The 21,686-nt window shown below is 69.8% G+C and carries 16 protein-coding genes; 10 read left to right on the top strand and 6 right to left on the bottom strand.

Annotated features, from left to right (window positions below):
• Positions 1–247: 247 nt before the first annotated feature.
• From AC5P1C_RS04855 to AC5P1C_RS04820, 8 genes are all read left to right on the top strand, one after another.
• Entirely contained in the window at positions 248–1,099 is an 852-nt protein-coding gene (locus AC5P1C_RS04855) for a M24 family metallopeptidase (RefSeq protein ID WP_493864386.1), read from the top strand.
• Positions 1,096–2,877: an SDR family oxidoreductase gene (locus tag AC5P1C_RS04850; protein WP_493864385.1), complete on the top strand. Its 1,782-nt coding sequence runs from the start codon at positions 1,096–1,098 to the stop codon at positions 2,875–2,877. Before AC5P1C_RS04855 ends, AC5P1C_RS04850 begins: the two co-directional genes overlap by 4 nt.
• The gene (locus AC5P1C_RS04845) at positions 2,874–3,806 is read left to right on the top strand and encodes a metal-dependent hydrolase (protein WP_493864384.1); all 933 of its coding nucleotides are present in this window, start codon (positions 2,874–2,876) and stop codon (positions 3,804–3,806) included. Before AC5P1C_RS04850 ends, AC5P1C_RS04845 begins: the two co-directional genes overlap by 4 nt.
• 177 nt (positions 3,807–3,983) lie before the next feature.
• Positions 3,984–4,895 carry a MerR family transcriptional regulator gene (locus tag AC5P1C_RS04840; RefSeq protein ID WP_493864528.1) on the top strand — a complete coding sequence of 304 codons (912 nt, stop codon included), beginning with the start codon at positions 3,984–3,986 and terminating at the stop codon, positions 4,893–4,895.
• Positions 4,896–5,045: 150 nt separating this feature from the next.
• Positions 5,046–5,624 carry an RNA 2'-phosphotransferase gene (locus AC5P1C_RS04835; RefSeq protein ID WP_493864383.1) on the top strand — a complete coding sequence of 193 codons (579 nt, stop codon included), beginning with the start codon at positions 5,046–5,048 and terminating at the stop codon, positions 5,622–5,624.
• A gap of 64 nt (positions 5,625–5,688) precedes the next feature.
• Positions 5,689–6,135, top strand: a complete 447-nt coding sequence (locus AC5P1C_RS04830) for a hypothetical protein (protein WP_493864527.1) — start codon at positions 5,689–5,691, stop codon at positions 6,133–6,135.
• Between the two features lie 36 nt (positions 6,136–6,171).
• On the top strand, positions 6,172–7,095 hold the full coding sequence (locus tag AC5P1C_RS04825) for an LLM class flavin-dependent oxidoreductase (protein WP_493864382.1): 924 nt from the start codon (positions 6,172–6,174) through the stop codon (positions 7,093–7,095).
• Positions 7,096–7,156: 61 nt separating this feature from the next.
• The gene (locus AC5P1C_RS04820) at positions 7,157–8,044 is read left to right on the top strand and encodes a Cof-type HAD-IIB family hydrolase (protein WP_493864381.1); all 888 of its coding nucleotides are present in this window, start codon (positions 7,157–7,159) and stop codon (positions 8,042–8,044) included.
• A 108-nt stretch (positions 8,045–8,152) separates the two neighbouring features.
• Here AC5P1C_RS04820 and AC5P1C_RS04815 read toward each other — a convergent pair whose 3' ends face one another.
• The 6 genes from AC5P1C_RS04815 to hisC all read right to left on the bottom strand — a co-directional run bounded on the left by AC5P1C_RS04815 (position 8,153) and on the right by hisC (position 18,825).
• Positions 8,153–9,226: a M23 family metallopeptidase gene (locus tag AC5P1C_RS04815; RefSeq protein WP_493864380.1), complete on the bottom strand. Its 1,074-nt coding sequence runs from the start codon at positions 9,224–9,226 to the stop codon at positions 8,153–8,155.
• 238 nt (positions 9,227–9,464) lie between these two features.
• On the bottom strand, positions 9,465–11,201 hold the full coding sequence (locus AC5P1C_RS04810; RefSeq protein ID WP_493864379.1) for a GAF domain-containing sensor histidine kinase: 1,737 nt from the start codon (positions 11,199–11,201) through the stop codon (positions 9,465–9,467).
• Positions 11,202–11,275: 74 nt separating this feature from the next.
• Positions 11,276–14,848: a thiol reductant ABC exporter subunit CydD gene (gene cydD, locus AC5P1C_RS04805; protein ID WP_493864378.1), complete on the bottom strand. Its 3,573-nt coding sequence runs from the start codon at positions 14,846–14,848 to the stop codon at positions 11,276–11,278.
• Positions 14,849–14,923: 75 nt separating this feature from the next.
• On the bottom strand, positions 14,924–15,928 hold the full coding sequence (cydB, locus tag AC5P1C_RS04800) for a cytochrome d ubiquinol oxidase subunit II (RefSeq protein ID WP_493864377.1): 1,005 nt from the start codon (positions 15,926–15,928) through the stop codon (positions 14,924–14,926).
• Between the two features lie 14 nt (positions 15,929–15,942).
• The gene (locus AC5P1C_RS04795) at positions 15,943–17,481 is read right to left on the bottom strand and encodes a cytochrome ubiquinol oxidase subunit I (protein WP_493864376.1); all 1,539 of its coding nucleotides are present in this window, start codon (positions 17,479–17,481) and stop codon (positions 15,943–15,945) included.
• A gap of 264 nt (positions 17,482–17,745) precedes the next feature.
• A complete protein-coding gene (gene hisC / locus AC5P1C_RS04790; protein ID WP_493864375.1) occupies positions 17,746–18,825 on the bottom strand; it encodes a histidinol-phosphate transaminase in 1,080 nt (359 codons plus the stop codon).
• A gap of 376 nt (positions 18,826–19,201) precedes the next feature.
• Between hisC and AC5P1C_RS04785 the strand changes: the two genes are divergently transcribed.
• Positions 19,202–20,323: a LacI family DNA-binding transcriptional regulator gene (locus tag AC5P1C_RS04785; RefSeq protein ID WP_493864374.1), complete on the top strand. Its 1,122-nt coding sequence runs from the start codon at positions 19,202–19,204 to the stop codon at positions 20,321–20,323.
• A 236-nt stretch (positions 20,324–20,559) separates the two neighbouring features.
• Positions 20,560–21,660 (top strand): metallophosphoesterase, encoded by a 1,101-nt coding sequence (locus AC5P1C_RS04780; protein WP_493864526.1) that lies wholly within the window; start codon positions 20,560–20,562, stop codon positions 21,658–21,660.
• Positions 21,661–21,686 lie beyond the last annotated feature (26 nt).

The following is a 21,686-nucleotide window of genomic DNA, read 5'->3' as shown; positions in this document are numbered from 1 at the left end:
GCCACACCAAGCGTCAGACCAGGGTCCTGTCCTCGCCTCACTCTCGGGTATTACGGGCCCGTAGGGGTCGTCCTGAGGTCGCCCCCTCGGGGACATCCCTTGGCTTCCCCTGGAGCCGGGCCCCGCTCGTGCACAGCTCTTGACGTAGCCGCTGAGCATTGTCACATTCATCAGTGTCAAGTTACGGACGCGTACTGCGATGGACCGGTCACGCGTACTGCGATGACGGACACGGACGGACGGTGGCATGACCTCAGCAGTGGCAGGCGAACTCTCCGCGGAACTGCGGGGGTTCAGGGAAGTGCAGACCCTCGCGTATGAATGCGCGGAGGCGGTCGCGGCGCAGCTCAAGCCGGGGGTGACCGAGCGCGAGGCGGCGCGGATGCAGCGCGAGTGGCTGCGGGAGCGGGGCGTGCGGGACTGGTTCCACCTGCCCTTCGCCTGGTTCGGGGACCGCACGGCGTTCGTGAACTTCCGGATACCGCTGCAGTTCTTCCCCACCAACCGCCGCCTCGAGCCGGGGATGCCCTTCATCCTCGACATGGCCCCGGTCTACAAGGGATACACGGCGGACATCGGCTACTCGGGCTGCCTCGGCCTCAATCCCGTGCACGACAAACTGCTGGCCGATCTCGAGGCGCACCGCGAGCTGCTCCTGCGCGAGGTGCGCGAGCGCCGCCCGCTGCGCGAGATCTACGAGGACGTGGACCGGCTCATGGTCCGTCAGGGGTATGCCAACCGCCACCGCGCGTATCCCTTCGGCGTGATCGCGCACAAGATCGACCGCGTCAAGGAGCGCCGCCGGTCGCCGCATGTCTTCGGCTTCGGCACCCAGTCCCTGAAGGGCCTGGCGAGCGACGCGCTCCATGGCCACCGGGACGGCTGGTCCCCGCTGTGGTCGCCGTACAAATTCTCCGACCACCCGCCCCGGCCGGGGCTCTGGGCGGTCGAACCGCACCTCGGATTCAGGGGTACGGGCGCGAAGTTCGAGGAGATCCTGGTCGTCACCGACTCCAAGGACCCCGAGCAGAGCGCGTTCTGGCTGGATGACGATCTGCCGCATGTGCGGCGCTGGGCTGAGGAGAGGGCCGCCGCATGACCACGGAAGGAACGACCACGGGGATCAAGGGCGCCCGCGAGCGCTGGGTGCGTACGGGTGGAGTGGAGCTGTGCGTCGCCGAACTCGGCGACCCGACGCAGCCCACGGTCCTGCTCGTGCACGGCTATCCGGACTCCAAGGAGGTGTGGTCACAGGTCGCCGAGCGCCTGGCCGACCGCTTCCATGTCGTGCTCTACGACGTGCGCGGCCATGGCAGGTCGACGGCTCCACAGCCGTTGCGCGGCGGCTTCACGCTGGAGAAGCTGACCGATGACTTCATGGCCGTCGCCGATGCGGTGAGCCCGGACAAGCCGGTGCATCTGGTCGGCCACGACTGGGGTTCGGTGCAGGCCTGGGAGTTCGTCACGGTCAAGCGCACCGAGGGGCGCATCGCGTCCTTCACCTCGATGTCGGGTCCCTCGCTCGACCACTTCGGGCACTGGATCAAGAAGCGGATGACCCGGCCCACCCCGCGCAAGGTCGGCCAACTCCTCGGCCAGGGCGCCAAGTCCTGGTACGTGTACATGCTGCACACGCCGGTCGTACCCGAGCTCGCCTGGCGCGGACCGCTCGGCAAGCGGTGGCCGAAGATCCTCGAGCGCGTCGAGAAGGTGCCTGCGGGCGACTATCCGACGTCGTCCCTGCCCTCGGACGCCGCGCACGGGGCATGGCTCTACCGCGACAACGTCCGCGCACGGCTGCGCAGGCCCCGCGCCGACGCGTACGCGCACGCGCCCGTGCAGCTCATCACGCCGTCCGGCGACATCTTCCTGTCCGAGCGGCTCTATGACGAACTGGAGTTGTGGGCACCGGAGTTGGTGCGCCGCAGTATTCCGGCCAAGCACTGGGTGCCGCGCACCCGGCCCGACCAACTGGCGGCGTGGATCACCGACTTCGTCACCACCAATGAGGACGGCGTGCCCACGAACGACAGTGTGGCCACGGGGAAGCACGCCGATCGCTTCGGCGGCCAGCTGGTCCTGGTCACGGGCGCCGGCAGCGGCATCGGCCGTGCCACCGCCTTCGCGTTCGCCGAGGCGGGCGCGCGCGTCGTGGCCGTCGACCGGGACGCGGAGAGCGCCGCGCGCACGGCGGAGATGTCCCGGCTGATCGGCGCACCGGAGGCCTGGGGCGAGACGGTCGACGTCACCGACGAGCAGGCCATGGAGAAGCTCGCAGAAAAGGTCGCCAGGGAGTACGGCGTCATCGACGTCCTGGTGAACAACGCGGGGATCGGTCTCTCCGGCTCGTTCCTCGACACGAGCACCGAGGACTGGAAGAAGGTCCTGGACGTCAATCTGTGGGGCGTGATCCACGGCTGCCGGCTCTTCGGCAAGCAGATGGCGGAGCGCGGGCAGGGGGGTCACATCGTCAACACCGCGTCGGCGGCGGCGTATCAGCCCTCCAAGGCGCTGCCCGCCTACAGCACCTCCAAGGCGGCGGTCCTGATGCTCAGCGAGTGCCTGCGGGCGGAGCTCGCGGGCCAGGGCATCGGCGTCTCGGCGATATGCCCTGGCTTCGTGAACACGAACATCACGGCGACCACGCACTTCGCCGGAGTCGACGCCGAAGAGGAGAAGCGCCGCCAGAAGAAGACCTCGCGCCTGTACGGCCTGCGGAACTACCCGCCGGAGAAGGTCGCCGACGCGATCCTGCGCGCGGTCGTCAAGAACCAGGCCGTGGTCCCGGTCACCCCCGAGGCCCGTGGCGCCCACCTCATGTCCCGCTTCACGCCCAAGGCCCTGCGCGCGATAGCCCGATTGGAGCCGCCGCTGTGAGCACGGAGAAGTGCACCGACACGAACGCCGAGGAGCACTACACGATCGTTCCGCGCCGGGTCTCGTTCGACTGGGAACAGACCCCGCTGCACTGGATACCGGACGAGCCCACCGCCACCCACGTCATCAACGTGCTGCATCTGCTTCTCCCGGCGGGGGAGCGGTGGTTCGTGAAGGTCTTCAAAGAAGGCCTTCCGCTGGTCACCGATCCGGTGCTGCTCAAGGACGTCAAGGGCTTCATGGGCCAGGAGGCCACGCACAGCGTGCAACACGCACACGTGCTGGACCACTTGGCGGCGCAGCAGCTCGACACCGCCGCGTTCACCAGGTACGTCGACTTCCTCTTCGAGAAACTCCTCGGTGAGAACCCGCCGTTGGGGGCCCCGATACCGACGCAGGAGTGGCTGCGCTTCCGCCTCTCGGTCGTCGCGGCGATCGAGCAGTTCACGGCGGTCCTGGGGAACTGGGTGCTGCAGGCCGAGGGCCTGGACCACGCGGACGCCGACGAGGTCATGCTCGACCTGCTGCGCTGGCACGGCGCGGAGGAGGTGGAGCACCGCTCGGTCGCCTTCGACATGTATCAGCACTGCGGCGGCGACGGCCGGTCCCGCTATGCCCGCCGCATCGCGGGCATGACGGTCACCGCGCCCGTGATGCTGTACCTGTGGGTCTGGGGCACCGCCTATCTGATGCGCCGGGACCCGCAGCTCGCGGGGCGCCTGCGTTACTCCCTGGCCGAGCACAACAAGGCGGTCAGAAGGGGCCTGCTGCCCACGTGGCGGGAGATCGGTGCGGCCATACCCCGCTATCTGCGGCGGTCGTACCATCCCTCGCAGGAAGGCTCGCTGCGCAAGGCCGTCGAGTATCTGGCGGAGTCGCCCGCGGCACGGGCCGCGGCCGCTGCGGTCGGCCGAGCGGCCATCGCCTAGCACGAGGTTTGACGGAGGCGGGGAGCGAGCGTGGACGAGCAGTCGGGCCCGGGACAGGGACAGGGGCAGGGACCCGTGGATCACCACGACACCGAGCGCGGGCCTGTAGATCACCACGGCACCGAGCCGAAACCGGGGGAACACCAAGGCGTCGAGCACAGGCCGGCGGAGTACCGCATCGAGGACCTGGCGCACCACAGCGGTGCCACGGTCCGCACCATCCGCGCCTACCAGGACCGTGGCCTGATCCCCCGGCCCGAGCGGCGCGGCCGGGCCAATGTCTACGGCGACGCGCATCTGGCCCGGCTGCGACAGATCGCCGACCTGCTCGACCGGGGCTACACCCTGGCCTCCATCAAGGAGCTGCTCGAAGCCTGGGACGCGGGCCGCGGGCTCGGCGGCGTCCTGGGTCTCGCCGCCGAGGTCGACGGTCCGTGGACGGACGAGAAGGCCGACCGGATGACCCGGGCGGAGCTGGAAGCGGCGTTCGGCGGCGACCCGGACGAGGCGGCGCTGTCCGACGCGATCGCGCTCGGGGTGCTCGAGCCCATGCCGGGCCGGGACGACGAATTCCTGGTGCCGAGCCCTCAAGAGCTTGCTGTGGCCGTGGAGTTGCACGCTGCCGGTGTTCCGCTGTCCGCAATCGCCGGTCATCTACGGGAGTTGAGGGGTCAGGTCGAGCACATAGCCGCCCGTTTCCTGGAGTTCACGACCGAGCATGTCTTCGCGCGCTACCTCGGACATCATCCGCCTAGCGAGGCGGACGCGGCAGAGGCCGCGACTCTCGTGCGGCGCCTGAGGCCGCTTGCCCAGCAGTCCGTCGATGCCGAACTCGCCCGTGCCATGCGCCTGTTCGCCACCCGCCATCTCAAGCACCACCTCGCGTCAGGGCAACCTGCCCAGCTGACGAACGAGCCGCCTCCGGTGGCACTCCCCGCCTCGACAATGCAGGCAGTCGAGGGGCTTGTTGGGCGGGAAAACGCTGCCGCGTTCATCGCCGCGGCGACTGAACGTGAGGTCCAGGCCCGGACATTGGACGCACTTGCCACAAGTCATGGCAATAGTGGATCTGTTGACCAAAAGGCCTGAATGGCTTGGGTGTTGTCCACAGAATCGCCAATTCCCCTGTGGATAACTGGACTTGGCTGTGGATCAAACCTGTGGACGAAAAGTGCTGGATGAAAAGTCGGTGGACGAAAATCAAGTGCGGGGAGAACGGTTCGGAGCGAGGCTGAATGGATGAATAGAGAACCCCCCTCCGACGAAGCGGCCGCCGAGCGGCGCACCGTGAAGGTGTCGAAATACCTGTCCAGACACCTGCGCCACGCGCCCGAGCGCATCGGAATCACCCTCGACGACAGCGGCTGGGTGGAGATCGACGCCCTCATCGCCGCCGCGACAGCACACGGCTTCCGTTTCACGCGTGCCGAGCTGGAGCACGTGGTGGCCGTGAACGACAAAAAGCGTTTCGCCGTGGAAGAGGGTCGGATCCGCGCCAGTCAGGGCCACTCCGTCGACGTGGACCTCGATCTGCCTCCGGCGACCCCACCCCCGTATCTCTTCCACGGCACGGTGGCCCGCAATATCGCCGCGATCCGCGCCGAAGGCCTGCGGCCCATGAACCGCCACGCCGTGCATCTCTCGCCCGACCGCGAGACCGCCGCCCGTGTCGGCGCCCGCCGCGGCCGGCCCGTCGTGCTCTCCGTCGACGCGGGCGCGCTGCACCGCGACGGACATGTGTTCCAGGTCAGCGCCAACGGCGTCTGGCTCACCGCCGCCGTGCCCCCTGCCTACATCCGCTTCCCGGCGAAGCACTGACCGGGCCGGACCAGACCAGACCAGGCACTGACCAGGCCGGATGGGGAAGGAAGAATCGATCGGCATGGAGCATCTGCACAGCACCGAGGCCGCGCTCGCCGCACTCCGTGAGATCGCGCGGGAGTACGGGCGCGAGATGGAGGTCTCGCACGACATCGGCGCCGACCAGACCTCGCGCCGCAGCTCGGCGGGGATCGGTGTGACCACCGACCCCGACGGATCACTGCCCCATGAGGCCTTCGTGGAGTTCGGCGGCCCGCCCCGGCTCTCCCTGCGGCTCTACCCCGACGACGACGCGCTGATCACCGTCGAGGGGGTCGAATGCGCGGACGTCCAGCGCGACGACGTACCCGCCTTTCTGCGATCGGTTCTGGGCGGCCTCGCCCATGTGAGAGGTCGGCGCTTCCCTCCCGGCTACCACCTGATCGTGCCGCTGCCGGGCGACAGGACGCACAAGGAGTACATCCCCATGGTCGTCCTCACGCCCTGGCTGAGCAGCAGATTCCGCTGACAGCCGGACCCCTCCGTCGGGCATACGCTCTGATACATGAGTTTGCGTCTGAGCACCGTGATCCTGCCCGTCCGCCGCTGGCACGAGGGCGGCAAGGAGCGTTGGCAGCGGGCCGAGGAGCTGGGCTTCCACACCGCGTACACCTATGACCACCTCTCCTGGCGGACGTTCCGTGACGGGCCCTGGTTCGGCGCGGTGCCGACCCTGACCGCCGCGGCCGCCGCCACCGACCGGCTGCGTCTGGGCACCCTGGTCACCTCGCCGAACTTCCGGCACCCCGTGACCCTCGCCAAGGAGCTGATCACGCTGGACGACGTGTCCGACGGCAGGATCACCCTCGGCATCGGCGCGGGCGGCAACGGCTTCGACGCCACCGCGCTGCGCAAGGCCGACGAGGAAGCCTGGACTCCGCGCGAGCGGGCCGACCACTTCGGCGAGTTCCTGCCCCTGCTCGACCGACTTCTCACCGAGGACGTCGTCTCGTACGAGGGCGCGTACTACTCGGCATCCGAGGTGCGGAACATCCCTGGCTGCGTCCAGCGCCCCCGGCTGCCCTTCGCGGTGGCCGCCACCGGGCCGCGCGGCCTGAAGCTCGCCGCCCGCCACGGGCAGGCGTGGGTGACCACGGGCGACCCGAAGCTCTTCGAGAACGGCACCCCGGAGCAGTCACTTCAAGCCATCCGCGGCCAGGCCGAGAAACTGGCCACGGCCTGTGACGCGATCGGCCGCGACGTGGCCGAGCTCGACAAGATCCTGCTCACCGGCTTCACCCCGGACCGCCCCCTGGACTCCTTCGACGCCTTCGTGGACTTCGCCGGCAACCACGCTGAGCTGGGCTTCAACGAGATCGTTCTGCACTGGCCGCTGCCGGGGACGGATTTCGCGGCCGACGAGAAGGTCTTCGAGCGGATCGCGACGGAGGCCCTGGTCCAGCTGGGAGGCAGCACAGCAGAGGCCTGAGGGCACTCAGATGTGCGCCCCACCGCACGCCCGTGCACATATATGCGGGACAATCGGTGGCGTGACCTCAGCTACCCCACGGCCCAAGACCCCGGCCGCACCCGTCCCCCACCGGCCCAAGGCCCGGCTGATCGCCACGGACCTGGACGGCACCCTGCTGCGTGACGACAAGTCCGTGTCCGACCGCACCGTCGCCGCACTCGCCGCCGCCGAGCGGGCCGGGATCGAGGTCTTCTTCGTGACCGGCCGCCCGGCCCGCTGGATGGACGTCGTCAGCGCCCACGTCCACGGCCACGGCCTCGCCATCTGCGGCAACGGCGCAGCCGTGGTCGATCTGCACGACGGTTCGGGCGGCCACCGCTTCGTGAAGGTGCGGGAGCTGCGGCGCGAGGACGCGCTGGACGTGGTCCACCTGCTGCGCGCGGCGGCCCCCGGCACGTCCTTCGCGGTCGAGCGGACCGGCGGACTGCACCACGAACCGACGTACCCTCCGCTGCACTTGGAGCCCGGCGAGAGCATCGCTCCTGCCGAGAAACTCCTCGCCGAGGACTCCGACAACGCGACCCAGCCCATCCTGAAGGTGCTCGCCTTCCACCCCGAGCTCACGCCCGACGAGTTCCTCCTGATGGCCCGCGCTGCCGTGCGCGGCCAGGTCGAGATCACCCGCTCGAGCCCGAGCGCCCTGCTCGAGATCAGCGGTCCCGGCGTCTCCAAGGCCAGCACCCTGGAGCTGTGCTGCGCCGAACGCGGCATCACGCCCGCGGAGGTCGTCGCCTTCGGGGATATGCCGAACGACATCGAGATGCTGACCTGGGCAGGCACGTCGTACGCGATGGGCAACGCGCACCCGGACGTGCTCGCGGCCGCTTCGGGGCACACGGTCGCCAACAACGAGGACGGCGTCGCGATCGTCATCGAGCAGATCCTGGCCGAGCAGCGGGATCTGTAGCGCCGGCGGGATCAGCCGCGAGCAGCGGGATCAATGGCGACGGGGCCGCGCCGGATCAGCCGCGAGCAGCAAGATCCGTGGCGACGGGGCCGGTAGCCGGGGAGAGCGTCAGAGCCGCACTCCCCGCTCGTCCAGCCACGAGACGGGGTCGACCCCCGACCCCAGATGCGGCGTGAGCCGCACCTCGAAGTGCAGGTGCGGCCCGGTCGAGTTGCCGGTCGTGCCCGCCTGCCCGACCCACTGCCCGGGGCGCACCCGTTCCCCCTGGTCGACGGTGGTGGAGGCCAGGTGCGCGTACTGCGTGTAGTAGCCGCCCTCGTGCGACACCACGACCTCGATGCCGAACGCTCCCCCGCAGGACACGGACTCCACCCGGCCCTCGCCGACCGCCCGTACCGGCGCCCCGATGCCCACCGCGAAGTCCTGCCCGGTGTGCCGATGCGACCAGCGCGCGCCCGCGCTGTCGAAGCCGGCCGACAGCTCGTAACTCTCCACGGGGGCCACCCACTCGCTCGTGGAGTCCGTTTCCGGCTGATCCAGACGTACGGCGCCCCTGCACTGCCCTGCGGCGACCGACCGGTCGGCCTCGCCCTGCAGCGTCCACCGCGCCGACTCCAGCTTGTTCTCGATCCCGCGCTTCAGCTCCGCGAGGCCCTCGTTGCGCAGGTCAAGGGTGCGTTTGGCGCGGTCCGCCGTGCTCTTGGCGTCCGCCAGCCTGTCGGCGGCGCGCTGGGTCTTGGTCACGGCGTTGGTGACGGCTAGATCCGCCTGCCACATCAGCCGCTGACCGCGCATCAGCTCGTCCGGGCTGTCGGCGAGCAGGAGTTGCGCGGTCTGGGGAAGGACACCGCCGCTGCGGTACTGGGCCCTGGCCATCTGACCGAGGTCTTCGTGCAGCACATCGACCGCGTGCCGCTCCTTCGTGAGGAGCCCGTCCAGTTTCCGGACCTCCTCGCGTTGCTCCTCGGCGGCACGCCGGCCCGCTTCGTAGCGCACGGTCGCCACGGAGGCCTCCTCGTAGAGGCGTGCCACTTCAGCGCTCGCGCCCGGCCCGTCGGCCCCGTCACCCATGCCGTCGCCCGGCTCCTCCGCGGCGTCGGCGGGCGTGAGGCACAGGAGCGCGCACAGCAGAACCGACACGATGAAGAGCGGGTGGTGGGTACCGCGGTGACTCAAGCGCATGTCAGGGATCGTTGCCCTGCCGCCGTCGCGGGGTCCTGCGCAACTCGTACACCCGAGGCACGTGGTGCCCCGAACAGCCCACAGCGGTACGGCCGAACAGGGCCCCCGGGGAGGCCGGTTCCATAACGCCCTCTACGTAGAGGGCGGTTCAGCGCAGTCGGCCTCTACGTAGAGACCCGGGCGCAGTCGGCCTCTACGTAGAGACCCGGGCGCAGTCGGCCCCTCCCTGGAGGCCGGTTCAGTACGGCGCCTGCCACACCACCGTCGTACCGCCGCCCTCTTCCCCGATACCCGCCCCGTACCAACTGTCGCCACCGAGCGACTCCGCACGCCGCTTGAGGTTCTTCAGGCCGCTGCGCCTGCCGCCCTGCGCGATGCCGACCCCGTCGTCCGACACCGTCAGGCGTACGCCCTGCTGCCCGGCGGGGAGCGTCACCGTCGCGTCGACGACGACGTCGATGCGGTCGGCGCCCGCGTGCCGGAACGCGTTGGACAGCGCCTCGCGCAGCGCCGCGATGAGGTTCTTGCCGGTGAGCTCGCCGACCACGGTGTCGACGGGACCCACGAAGTGGTGCGAGGGCTTGAAGCCGAGCGGCACCGCGGCCATGTTGATCTCGCGCAGGACACGCGTACGCAGCCCGGAGGGAGCCTCGGCCGGGCCCTGCTGCAGGGCGAAGATCGCCGTCCGGATCTCCTGGATCGTCACGTCCAGCTCGTCGACGGCCTTGCCCACGCCCGTCTGCACCTCGGGCACGACGGACCTGCGCTGGGCACTCTCCAGCATCATCCCGGTGGCGAACAGGCGCTGGATGACGAGGTCGTGCAGGTCCCGTGCGATCCGGTCGCGGTCCTCGTACACCGCGAGCCGCTCACGGTCGCGCTGCGCCTCGGCCATCATCAGCGCGAGCGCGGCCTGCGAGGCGAACTGCGTGGCGAGGGTCCGCTCGGTCTCGGTGAACGGCCGTGCGCCACGCGCGCGTGGCGTGACGAGCGTCCCCATGACGCGGCCGTCGCTCTGCAGCGGCAGCATCATGACGGGGCCGTAGCCGCGGGCGAGGGCGGTCATGACGCGCGGGTCCGTGGCCGCGTCGTCGAGGAACACGGAGTCCCCCGCGAGCAGATCGGTGATGATCTGGCTCTCCGGGGGGACGACCACGCCGAGCACCCCGGAGGGCTCGTCCGAGGAGACGGCGACGATCTCCATGCCGCCCTCGTCGTCGGGCAGGAGCACGATCCCGGCGGCCGAGTCGGCGAGATGGCGGGCCTGTTCGGCGACGACGGCGAGCGCCTCCTCCGCGTCACTCCCCGAGAGCAGCGCCGTGGTGACCGCCACGGAGCCGTCGATCCAGCGCTCGCGCTGCGTGGCGGCTTCGTAGAGGCGTGCGTTGCCGATGGCGATGCCCGCCTCCGTCGCGAGGACACGGACCATGTGCACGTCGTACTCGTTGAAGTCGGCGCCGTTCCGCTTCTCGGTCAGATAGAGGTTGCCGAAGATCTCGCCCTGGACGCGGATGGGGACGCCGAGGAAGGTCCGCATCGGCGGATGGTGGGCGGGGAACCCGCACGAACGCGGGTCGGTGGAGAGCTCCGCCAGGCGCAGGGTCTCCGGCTGGTGGATGAGGGCGCCGAGCAGCCCCTTGTGTCCGTCGGGCAGGCGCCCGATGCGCTCGGCGGTCTTCTCGTCGATGCCGGTGTAGACGAAGTCGGAGAGCCCCTTGCCGTCTTCGGAGACGACGCCGATCGCCGCGTAGTGGGCGTCCGCGAGCTCGGCCGCCGTCTCGCAGATGCGGTCCAGCGTGGTGTGCAGTTCGAGCCCGGCGCCGACGGAGCGCATCGCCTCGAGCAGCTGTGGCACGCGCGCGGTCAGCTCGGGGGAGAGCCCCTGGAGGCCGCGGGTCGCCTTCTTCGCCGCCTCGACCGGGTCCGGTGTGCCGTCGGGTTGCGGAGAGGCGGCGGAGGCCGAGGGGGCTGACATGCCTTTGAGAGTAGTTAGTCCTATTTGGCGAGGAAAGTCGGGGGCGGACCCAGCGGGCGGGAAACCACGCGCGCCTACCCGGCCGCCGTCACCAGCAGGTCCGCCGCCCGCTCCCGCTCCAGCATGCGCCGCAGCGGCCCGTCCACCGCCACGAGGTCCGCGTACGCACCGCGCTGCACCACCTGACCCGCGTCCAGGACGATCACCTCGTCCACCGCGTCGAGCCCGGCGAGCCGGTGCGTGATGAGCAGCGTCGTACGCCCCTCCGTGGCGGCGAGGAGATCGTCGGTGAGGGCGTCGGCGGTCGGCAGGTCCAGGTGCTCGGCCGGCTCGTCCAGGACGAGGACGGGGAAGTCGGCGAGCAGCGCGCGGGCCAGGGCGATGCGCTGCCGCTGCCCTCCGGAGAGCCGCGCCCCGTGCTCGCCGACCAGCGTGTCGAGCCCTTCGGGGAGCGAGTCGGTCCACTCCCGCAGCCGGGCCCGCGCGAGGGCGCCGCGCAGTTCGTCGTCGCTGGCGCCCTTGCGCGCGATGAGCAGGTTCTCGCGTACGGAGCTGTCGAAGATGTGCGCGTCCTGCGCGCAGAGCCCGACGAGTTCGCGCACGGTGTCGCCGTCCAGCGTTGCCGCGTCCGTGCCGCCCAGGCTGTACGTCCCCTCGCTCGCGCCCAGGAAGCGCAGCAGCACCTGGGCGAGCGTCGTCTTGCCGGACCCCGAAGGACCGACCACCGCGATGCGCCGTCCGCGCTCCAGCGTCAGGGAGACGTCGGCGAGCGCGTCCCGGCCCTGCCCCTCATGGCGGGCGTGCAGCCTCTCGACACGGAGCGGGAAGGGCGTCTGCGGGCGCTGTGCGGGGTCAGCGGGCTCGGGTACGGGTTCGGGGGCGTCGAGGACCTCGTAGACGCGCTCGGCGCTCTTCCTGACGCGCTGGCGGTACTGCACGGCGAGCGGCAGCCCCAGGACCGCCTCGAAGGCGGCGAGCGGCGTGAGGACGACGACGGCGAGCGCGACGCCGCTGAGCCGGCCGTCGTGCAGCCCCTGTACGCCGACGAGTGCGGCGGCGGCCACGGTCAGACCGGAGGCGAGCGCCCCGAGCCCGTCTCCGAGCGCGGTGGCGGTGGCGGTGCGGGACGCGATCCGGGTCAGCTCGGCATCGGCTTCCCTCGCCTTGGCCGTACGCCGGTTCAGCGCGCCCGCGACCGTCAACTCCGCGGTGCCGCTGAGCAGATCGGCCACGCGGGTGGCGAGCACCCCGCGCGCGGGGGCCAGCTTCCGCTCGGCCCGGCGGGCGACGGCTCCGGACAGCAGCGGTACGCCCGCCCCGGCGATGAGCAGGCCGACGGCGAGGACAGCGCCCGCCTCGGGCAGCAGCCAGGCGGTGAAGCCGACGGCTCCGGCGCCCACCACGGCGGCGGCCGACGCGGGCAGGAGCCAACGCAGCCAGTAGTCCTGCAGGGCGTCCACGTCGGCGACCAGGCGGGAGAGGAGGTCGCCGCGGCGGGTCTTCCTGAGCCCGGCGGGGGCGAGGCGCTCAAGGCGGCGGTAGACGGCCACGCGGGTGTCGGCCAGCATGCGCAGGACCGCGTCGTGCGAGACGAGGCGCTCCGCGTAGCGGAAGACGGCGCGGCCCATGCCGAAGGCGCGGGTCGCCGTCACGGCGATCATCAGGTACATCACCGGGGGCTGCTCGGACGCCCGGCTGATCAGCCACCCTGAGGTGGCCATCAGCCCTACGGAGCTGCCGATCGCGAGGGCGCCGAGGAGAAGAGCGAGCACGAGCTTGCCCTTCCGTGCCTGTGCGGCACCCCGCACCCGAGCGAGGACGTCGGCCTTCGACCGAGGGCTCTCCCACGCGGCCTCCGACCGCGGGCTCTCCCACGCGGCCTCCGAACCAACAGGCGGCTCCGAGGGCACCTCATCCGCCGTCCGGCTGGCCGGCACCACCAGGTCGCCCAGCGGCTCAATACCCGCTGCCCGCACGGTGGTCGGCCGGTCCAAGTCCGGCTGCAGGCCGCGATCGGCCGAGGCGACCAGCCGTACGACCCGGTCCGCGACCCCCAACAGGGCCGGGCGGTGCACGACCAGCAGCACGGTCCGCCCCACGGCCAACCGCCGGACCGCCTCGACGACCCCTTCCTCGGTCTCCCCGTCCAGAGCGGCGGTCGGCTCGTCCAGCAGAACCACGGGCCGGTCGGCCAGGAATGCCCGCGCCAGGGCGAGCCGTTGCCGCTGCCCGGCGGACAGCCCTGCCCCGTCCTCACCGAGCAGCGTCTCCACACCGCCCGGCAGCGCGGAGACGAACTCCCAGGCGCCGGCGGCCCCCAACGCGTCCCGCACAGCGGCATCGTCCGCGTCCGGCCGAGCCAGCCGTACGTTCTCCGCGATGGAACCCGCGTACAAGTGCGGCCGCTGCGGCACCCAGGCGATCCGCTCCCGCCACCGCTCCGGCGCGACCTCCGCCAGGTCGACGCCCCCGACGCACACCCGCCCCTCCGCGGGCTCGACGAACCCGAGGATCACGTCCAGGAGCGTCGACTTGCCCGCCCCGCTGGGCCCGACCAGCGCCACCGTCTCGCCGGGCTCCACCGCGAACGACACCTCGGAGACCGCGTCCGCACCCCGCCCCGGATACCGGACCGTCACACCCTCCACGCTCAGCGTCCCCGACGGCGCCGGCGCCTCCCCGGCCACCCGCACCGGAGCCTCCAGGACCTCGAAGATCTCCTCGGCGGCGGAGAGCCCCTCGGCCGCCGCGTGGTACTGCGCACCGACCTGCCGCAGCGGCAGATAGGCCTCGGGCGCCAGGATCAGGATCACCAGACCCACGTACAGATCCATGTCGCCATGGACGAGCCGCATCCCGATCGTCACGGCGACCAGTGCCACGGACAGCGTCGCGAGGAGTTCGAGCGCGAACGACGACAGGAAGGCGATGCGCAGCGTGCGCATCGTCGCCTGCCGGTACTCGCCCGTGATCTGCCGGATCGACTCGGCCTGCGCCTTCGCGCGCCCGAACACCTTCAGGGTCGGCAGACCCGCCACCACGTCCAGGAAGTGCCCCGACAGGCGGGAGAGGAGCCGCCACTGACGGTCCATCCGGTTCTGGGTCGCCATGCCGATCAGGATCATGAAGACCGGGATCAGCGGCAGCGTCACGACGATGATCGCCGCCGACACCCAGTCCTCGGTCACGATCCGCGCGAGCACCGCCACCGGAACCACGACCGCGAGCCCCAACTGCGGCAGATAGCGCGAGAAGTAGTCGTCGAGCGCGTCCACGCCCCGCGTGGCAAGCGAGACCAGCGAACCCGTCCGCTGGCCGCTCAACCAGCCGGGGCCCAACTGCCCGGCACGGTCGAGCAGCCGCCCCCGCAGCTCCGACTTCACCGCCGCGCTCGCCCGGTGCGCGGCGAGCTCGGTCAGCCAGGCGACGAGTGCCCGCCCCACCGCGACCACCGCGAGCAGGACGAGCGGCGTCCCCAAGTCACCGAGGGCGAGCCCCTTCTGGAAGGCCCCGACCACGATCTCGGCGATGAGCATCGCCTGGGCGACGACAAGGCCCGCCCCGGCGATGCCGAGGGCCACCACCGCGGCAAGGAAGAACCGAGTGGCGCGGGCGTACCGGAGCAGACGCGGGTCGATTGGTTTCACGTGAAACACACCCTCCGAAGAAATCGGCGGCCGGGGAGATCAACGGGCGAAGAACACGAGGAACTCAGCAGGAAGTCAGTGCGCTGAATCCGCGATGTGCTGCGTCCCGATCCGCTTGCGGAACACCCAGTAGGTCCACGACTGGTAGAGCAGCACGATCGGCGTCGCGATGCCCGCGCACCAGGTCATGATCTTCAAGGTGTAGGGGCTCGACGAGGCGTTGGTGACCGTGAGGTTCCACTCCTCGTTCAGCGACGACGGCATGACGTTCGGGAAGAGCGTCAGGAAGAGCATCGCGACGGCGGCCGCAATCGTGATGCCCGACAGCGCGAACGACCAGCCCTCGCGCCCCATCTTGATCGCCCCGATGGCACCGACCAGCGCCACCACGGCCACGACCATGGCGACCAGGCTCTTGCCGTCGCCGTTGTCCGCCTGCGTCCAGAGCAGGAACCCGAGCGCCAGGACAGCGGTCACCAGACCGAGCCCGAGCGCCAGCTTCCGCGCCCGCGCCCGGATGTCCCCCACCGTCTTGAGCGAGGCGAACACCGCGCCGTGGAAGGTGAACAGCGTCAGGGTGACCAGGCCGCCCAGGATCGAGTACGGGTTCAGCAGATCCCAGAAGTTGCCCACGTACTCCTTGTGGGCGTCGATCTTCACGCCGCGTGTGATGTTGGCGAAGGCCACGCCCCACATCACCGCCGGGATCAGCGAGGTCCAGAAGATGGCCTGCTCCCAGTTGCGCTGCCACTTCTCCTCGGGCCGCTTCGCCCGGTACTCGAAGGCGACACCGCGCACGATCAGGCAGAGCAGGATGATCAGGAGCGGCAGATAGAAGCCGGAGAAGAGCGTCGCGTACCACTCGGGGAAGGCGGCGAAGGTCGCACCGCCCGCCGTGAGCAGCCACACTTCGTTGCCGTCCCAGACGGGGCCGATGGTGTTGATGAGCACCCGCTTCTCGGTCCGGTCACGGGCGAGCAGCTTGGTGAGGATGCCGATCCCGAAGTCGAAGCCCTCCAGGAAGAAGTAGCCGATCCACAGGACTGCGATCAGCACGAACCAGACGTCGTGAAGTTCCATGTCGATCAACTCCCTCAGTACGAGAAGGCCATGGGCCGGTCGGCGTCCTGGTCACTGTCCGAGCCCGATCCGGCTCCCGGCCCGCCGATCTTGGTGGGCGGGTTCAGGTCGGCCTCGGTGAGCTCGGGCGGCCCCTGCTTGATGTACTTGAGCAGCAGCTTCACCTCGATCACGGCGAGGATCGCGTAGATCGCGGTGAAGACGACCAGCGAGGTGATCACCTCGCCCTGCGAAACTCCCGGCGAGACCGCGTCCCTCGTCTTCAGGACGCCGTAGACCACCCACGGCTGCCGCCCGGTCTCGGTGAAGATCCAGCCCCAGGCGGTGCCGATGAGGGGGAAGATCAGCGTCCACTGGGAGAGCCGCCACCACCAGTTGCCGAGTTTCGGCGCCAGCTCCTTGTTCTTGGTGAGCATGAGCTTCGGCACGTCGTCCTCGCCCGTGCGGTGTTCCGGCGCGAGCCAGAACTTCTTCCGCGTGAGCCAGAGTCCGGCGGTGCACAGGGCCATCGAGACCCCGCCGAAGCCGATCATCCAGCGGTAGGACCAGTAGGTGGTGGGGATGTTGGGCCGGTAGTCGCCGGGCCCGAACTTCTCCTGTGCCTCCTTGTTGAGGTCGTTGATGCCGGGGATCTCGGAACTGAAGTCGTTCTTGGCGAGGAAGGACAGTATCCCGGGGATCTCGATGGCGACCTTGTTGTGGCCCTCGGAGACATCGCCGTACGCGAAGAGCGAGAACGGCGCCGGCTTCTCCGACTCCCACAGGGCCTCGGCGGCCGACATCTTCATCGGCTGCTGCTCGTACATGACCTTGCCGAGGGTGTCGGCGCTCACCACGGTGAGCAGGGTGCCGACGAACGCGGTGACCAGGCCGAGCCGCATCGACATCCGCATGGTGCGGATGTGCTGCTTCTTGCGCAGGTGGAAGATCGCGATGCCGGTCATGAACGCGCCGCCGACCAGGACGGCTGCCGAGATGACGTGGAAGAAGTTGACGATCGTCGTCTCTTGGAAGAGCACCTTCGCGAAGTCGGTGAGCTCCGCGCGCTTGGTGCCGTCCCGCTCCACGATGCGGTAGCCGACCGGGTGCTGCATCCAGGCGTTGGCCGCGATGATGAAGTACGCCGAGAGGATCGTTCCGACCGAGACGATCCAGATCGTCGCGCAGTGCAGCTTCTTCGGGAGCTTGTCCCAGCCGAAGATCCACAGGCCGATGAAGGTCGACTCGAAGAAGAACGCGATGAGCGCCTCGAAGGCGAGCGGCGCCCCGAAGACGTCACCGACGAAGCGTGAGTAGTCGGACCAGTTCATGCCGAACTGGAACTCCTGGACGATGCCGGTGACCACACCCATCGCGATGTTGATCAGGAACAGCTTTCCCCAGAACTTGGTCGCCCTGAGGTAGTGCTCCTTGCCCGTGCGCACCCAGGCCGTCTCCAGGATCGCCGTGAGGGCGGCCAGCGAGATCGTCAGAGGGACGAACAGGAAGTGGTAGACGGTGGTGATGCCGAACTGCCATCGCGCCAATGTCTCGGGCGCTAGAGCCAGATCCACGTCGACTTCTCCTTACGGCCGTGATCACATCGGCAGTTTGCCCCTTTAATCCCACTTACCTCGGGACCAAGCGGGACACGCTTGTGAACGCGTTCACATTCACAAGCATTATGTCGTACTGACTGTCGGCACGACACGGGGGGTCCCCCTTACTCCGGGGAAGGGGGACCCTTTGGCTCGGGGAAGGGGTCCCTTCAGCCCGGGGTACGCGAGAAGGCCCCGGGGAGCACCCCCGAGGCCTTCATCGTCGACACCTGCCGAAGGCTAGAGCTCCTTGCGGAACGCCTCCGCCGCCTGCAGGAAGATGTCGTTGGCCTCGGTCTCACCGATCGTGGCCCGCATCCCCTCGCCCGCGAACGGCCGCACCACCACGCCGGCCTTCTCGCACGCCGCCGCGAAGTCGGACGTGCGCTCCCCGAGCCGCAGCCACACGAAGTTCGCCTGCGTCTCGGGCACCGTCCAGCCCTGCCCGCGCAGCGTCTCGACCACCCGCGTGCGCTCGGCGACCAGCGAGCCGACGCGGCCCATCAGTTCGTCCTCGGCCCGCAGCGAGGCCACCGCCGCGTCCTGCGCGAGCTGGCTCACCCCGAAGGGCACCGCCGTCTTGCGCAGCGCCGCCGCCACCGGTTCATGGGCGATCGCGAAGCCCACGCGAAGGCCGGCGAGGCCGTAGGCCTTGGAGAACGTACGCAGCACGGCGACGTTCGGACGCTCGCGGTAGAGCTGCACGCCGTCCGGCACCTCGGCATCGCGGATGAACTCGCGGTACGCCTCGTCGAGCACCACCAGGACATCGCTCGGCACCCGGTCCAGGAACCGCTCGAGCTCGGCCCTGCGCACCACCGTGCCGGTCGGGTTGTTCGGGTTGCAGACGAAGATCAGCCGCGTCCGATCGGTGATGGCGTCGGCCATCGCGTCCAGGTCGTGGACGTCCCCGGGTGTCAGCGGCACCTTCACCGACGTGGCACCACTCACCTGCGTGATGATCGGGTACGCCTCGAAGGACCGCCAGGCGTAGATGACCTCGTCCCCCGGGCCCGACGTGGCCTGGAGCAGCTGCTGCGCGACACCGACCGAGCCGGTACCCGTCGCCACGTGCGCCTCCGGCACCCCGAAGCGCTCGGCGATCTCACTCATCAGGCCGGTGCATGCCATGTCCGGGTAGCGGTTGAATGTGCCCGCGGCCGCGAGTGCGCTCTCCATGACGCCCGGCAGGGGCGGGTAGGGGTTCTCGTTCGAGGACAGCTTGTAGGCCGCCGGGCCTTCGGCCGCGGCAGGCTTCCCCGGCTTGTAGGTGGGGATACCCTCCAGCTCGGCACGCAGCCTCGGGCTCGTCTCGCTCACCGCAGTCCTCCTCTGAACATCTGAACACCCTGACTTCAATACTCCTCACCTTATGAGGATTCAGCGCTGCTGCGAATGGGTCAGGGGTATCCGCTCCGCCAGGCGCGCACAGAGGGGGGAGCGCTCCCCTTCCTGGCGCGCGCCCGTGGCTCACTCCGTGGCGCGCATCACCCGTGAAGGTGAGTTGAGACCTCTTCGAAACATCGCTCATTTGGCAGGCCTGTGCGCGACAACAAAGGACCGCCCGCCCCAGAACCCCTCAACCCCCTTACAATCCAAGGCAGTTGACCCAGTTCGGCCATGCAGAAACGTGCCTGTCAACGAGTGAATATGCGTCCGCACTACCCACCCTCATGAGCCCTACTATCGGCTCGCCATGACAGCAGCAGGGAACCACCAGGTGAGCCGAGCAGAAACCGCCCGCCGGGGCAACCGGCAGAGCCGAGCGGGCATCAGAGACGTCGCCGCCGCCGCCGGTGTCTCCATCACGACTGTCTCCGACGCTCTCAACGGCAAGGGCCGGCTTCCGGACGCCACCCGACGCCATGTCCGCGAGGTCGCCGAACGGCTGGGCTATCGCCCTTCCGCGGCGGCCCGAACGCTCCGTACCGGCAAGTCGGGCCTCATCGGCCTGACCGTGACGACGTACGGGGATGAACCTTTCACCTTCACCGAATTCGCGTACTTCGCGGAGATGGCCAGAGCCGCGACCTCGGCCGCGCTGGCCCGCGGCTACGCCCTCGTCATCCTGCCCGCCACCTCCCGGCGCAGCCCGGTCGACGTGTGGTCGAACGTCGCGCTCGACGGCACCGTCGTCGTCGATCCGTCCGACCACGATCCCGTCGTCAGCGAACTGGTGCGCCAAGGCCTGCCCGTGGTCTCCGACGGCCGTCCGGCCGGGTCCCTTCCGGTCACCGCCTGGGTCGACAACGACCACGAGGCGGCGGTCCTGGAGATCCTCGACCACCTCGCGGCGGCCGGAGCCCGCCGGATCGGACTGCTCACCGGGACCACCACGGACACGTACACCCATCTGTCCACGACCGCCTATCTGCGCTGGTGCGAACGCGTCGGCCAGGACCCCGTCTACGAGTCCTACCCGGCCCACGACCCCTGTGCCGGCGCGGTCGCCGCCGACCGGCTGCTCGCCCGCCCGGACCGGCCCGACGCCGTGTACGGCCTCTTCGACCCGAACGGCACCGATCTCCTCGCGGCCGCCCGCCGGTACGGACTGCGTGTGCCGGACGACCTGCTGCTCGTGTGCTGCAGCGAGTCCACCGTCTACGCCACCACCGAGCCGCCCATCACCACGCTCTCGCTCAAACCGCGGCGCATCGGCACGGCCGTGGTCCAGCTCCTCATCGACGCCATCGAAGGCCTCGATTCGGGCCGGCCCGTCGAGCAGGTGATACCGACGGAGCTGATCGTGCGCACCTCGTCCCAGCGACGTCCACCGCGTACGACGGTCAGCCCACCCCGCTCGCCGGGACCCGGTTGAGCGGGCCGCCGGGCGGGGAGAACCCCCGTCAACTGGAACTGCCCCGCACGGCCCGGTCGTGATCTGTGGGGAAACCCCTACCCAATTCGGGAGAAAACCTCGGTGAACAGGGGTTCAGCACTGATTCACCACCCCTGGTGCACCACACAGCGCGAGCCGCATTCCTATGATGGGCGGACGACACCGCGGGCCGCTGCGACCAGGCAGTCCGATCTCGGTGCAGATGCGGCGCAATGGTGGTGGAGGGGTCGATGACTCAGGGGGCCGGTCAGGGACCCGATGTGCGGACGGCGACGTTGCGCGACTTCCGCGTTCCGGCGTACGTCCATGAGACCGGTCCGGTCCAGGGGGGTTCGGGGAGCGTGACGGAGCCGGTCGTCCCGGGGGAGGCCCCCGGGACGGTGGACGACGGCTACACCCCCACCCAGCGCGACCTTCCCGTGATCAACCGCGGCGACACCGTGCAAGTGGAGGTGCAGGTCATGCCCGAGCCTCCACAGGCCCCGGCGTCCGACGAGCACGGCCCGCTGTTCGTGGTGGGCGATGTGCACGGCTATCTGGACGAGCTGCTCGCGGCGCTCCAGGAGCAGGGCCTCATCGACGCGGAGGGCGACTGGTCCGCGGGCAACGCGCGCCTGTGGTTCCTCGGCGACTTCACCGACCGCGGCCCGGACGGCATCGGCGTCATCGACCTCGTGATGCGCCTTTCCGCACAGGCAGCGGCTGCGGGCGGCTACTGCAAGGCGCTGATGGGCAACCACGAGCTGCTCCTGCTCGGCGCGAAGCGGTTCGGCGACACCCCGGTCAACTCGGGCGCGGGCACTGCCACGTTCCAGGCCGCCTGGCTCCTGAACGGCGGCCAGAAGACCGACATGGAGCGCCTCGAGGACCACCATCTGCAGTGGATGGCACGCCTCGACGCGATCGAGGCGGAGGACGGGCATCTCCTGATGCACTCCGACACGACCGCCTATCTGGATTACGGCGACTCGATCGAAGCCGTGAACGACACGGTCCGCGAGACCCTCACGCGCAACGACGCCGACGAGTGCTGGGACCTCTTCCGGAAGTTCACCAAGCGCTTCGCCTTCCGCGACGAGTCGGGCCCTTCCGCCGTACGCGAACTCCTCGACATGTACGGCGGCCACCGCATCGTCCATGGCCACAGCCCCATCCCGTATCTGCTCGGCGATGTCGGCTCCGAGGACGACTCGGACGGCGGCGGACCGGTCATCGAGGGACCGCACATCTACGCAGGCGGCCTGGCCATCGCCATGGACGGCGGCGTGACCATGGCCGGAAAACTGCTGGTCTGCCAACTTCCCCTGGATAACTGAGCGTTCGCTGGGCAGGTGCACCTCTA

Source organism: Streptomyces sp. A18 (assembly GCF_059026065.1).
The sequence above is the reverse complement of the archived record's forward strand: the minus strand, read 5'-3'. Positions and strand labels throughout refer to the sequence as shown.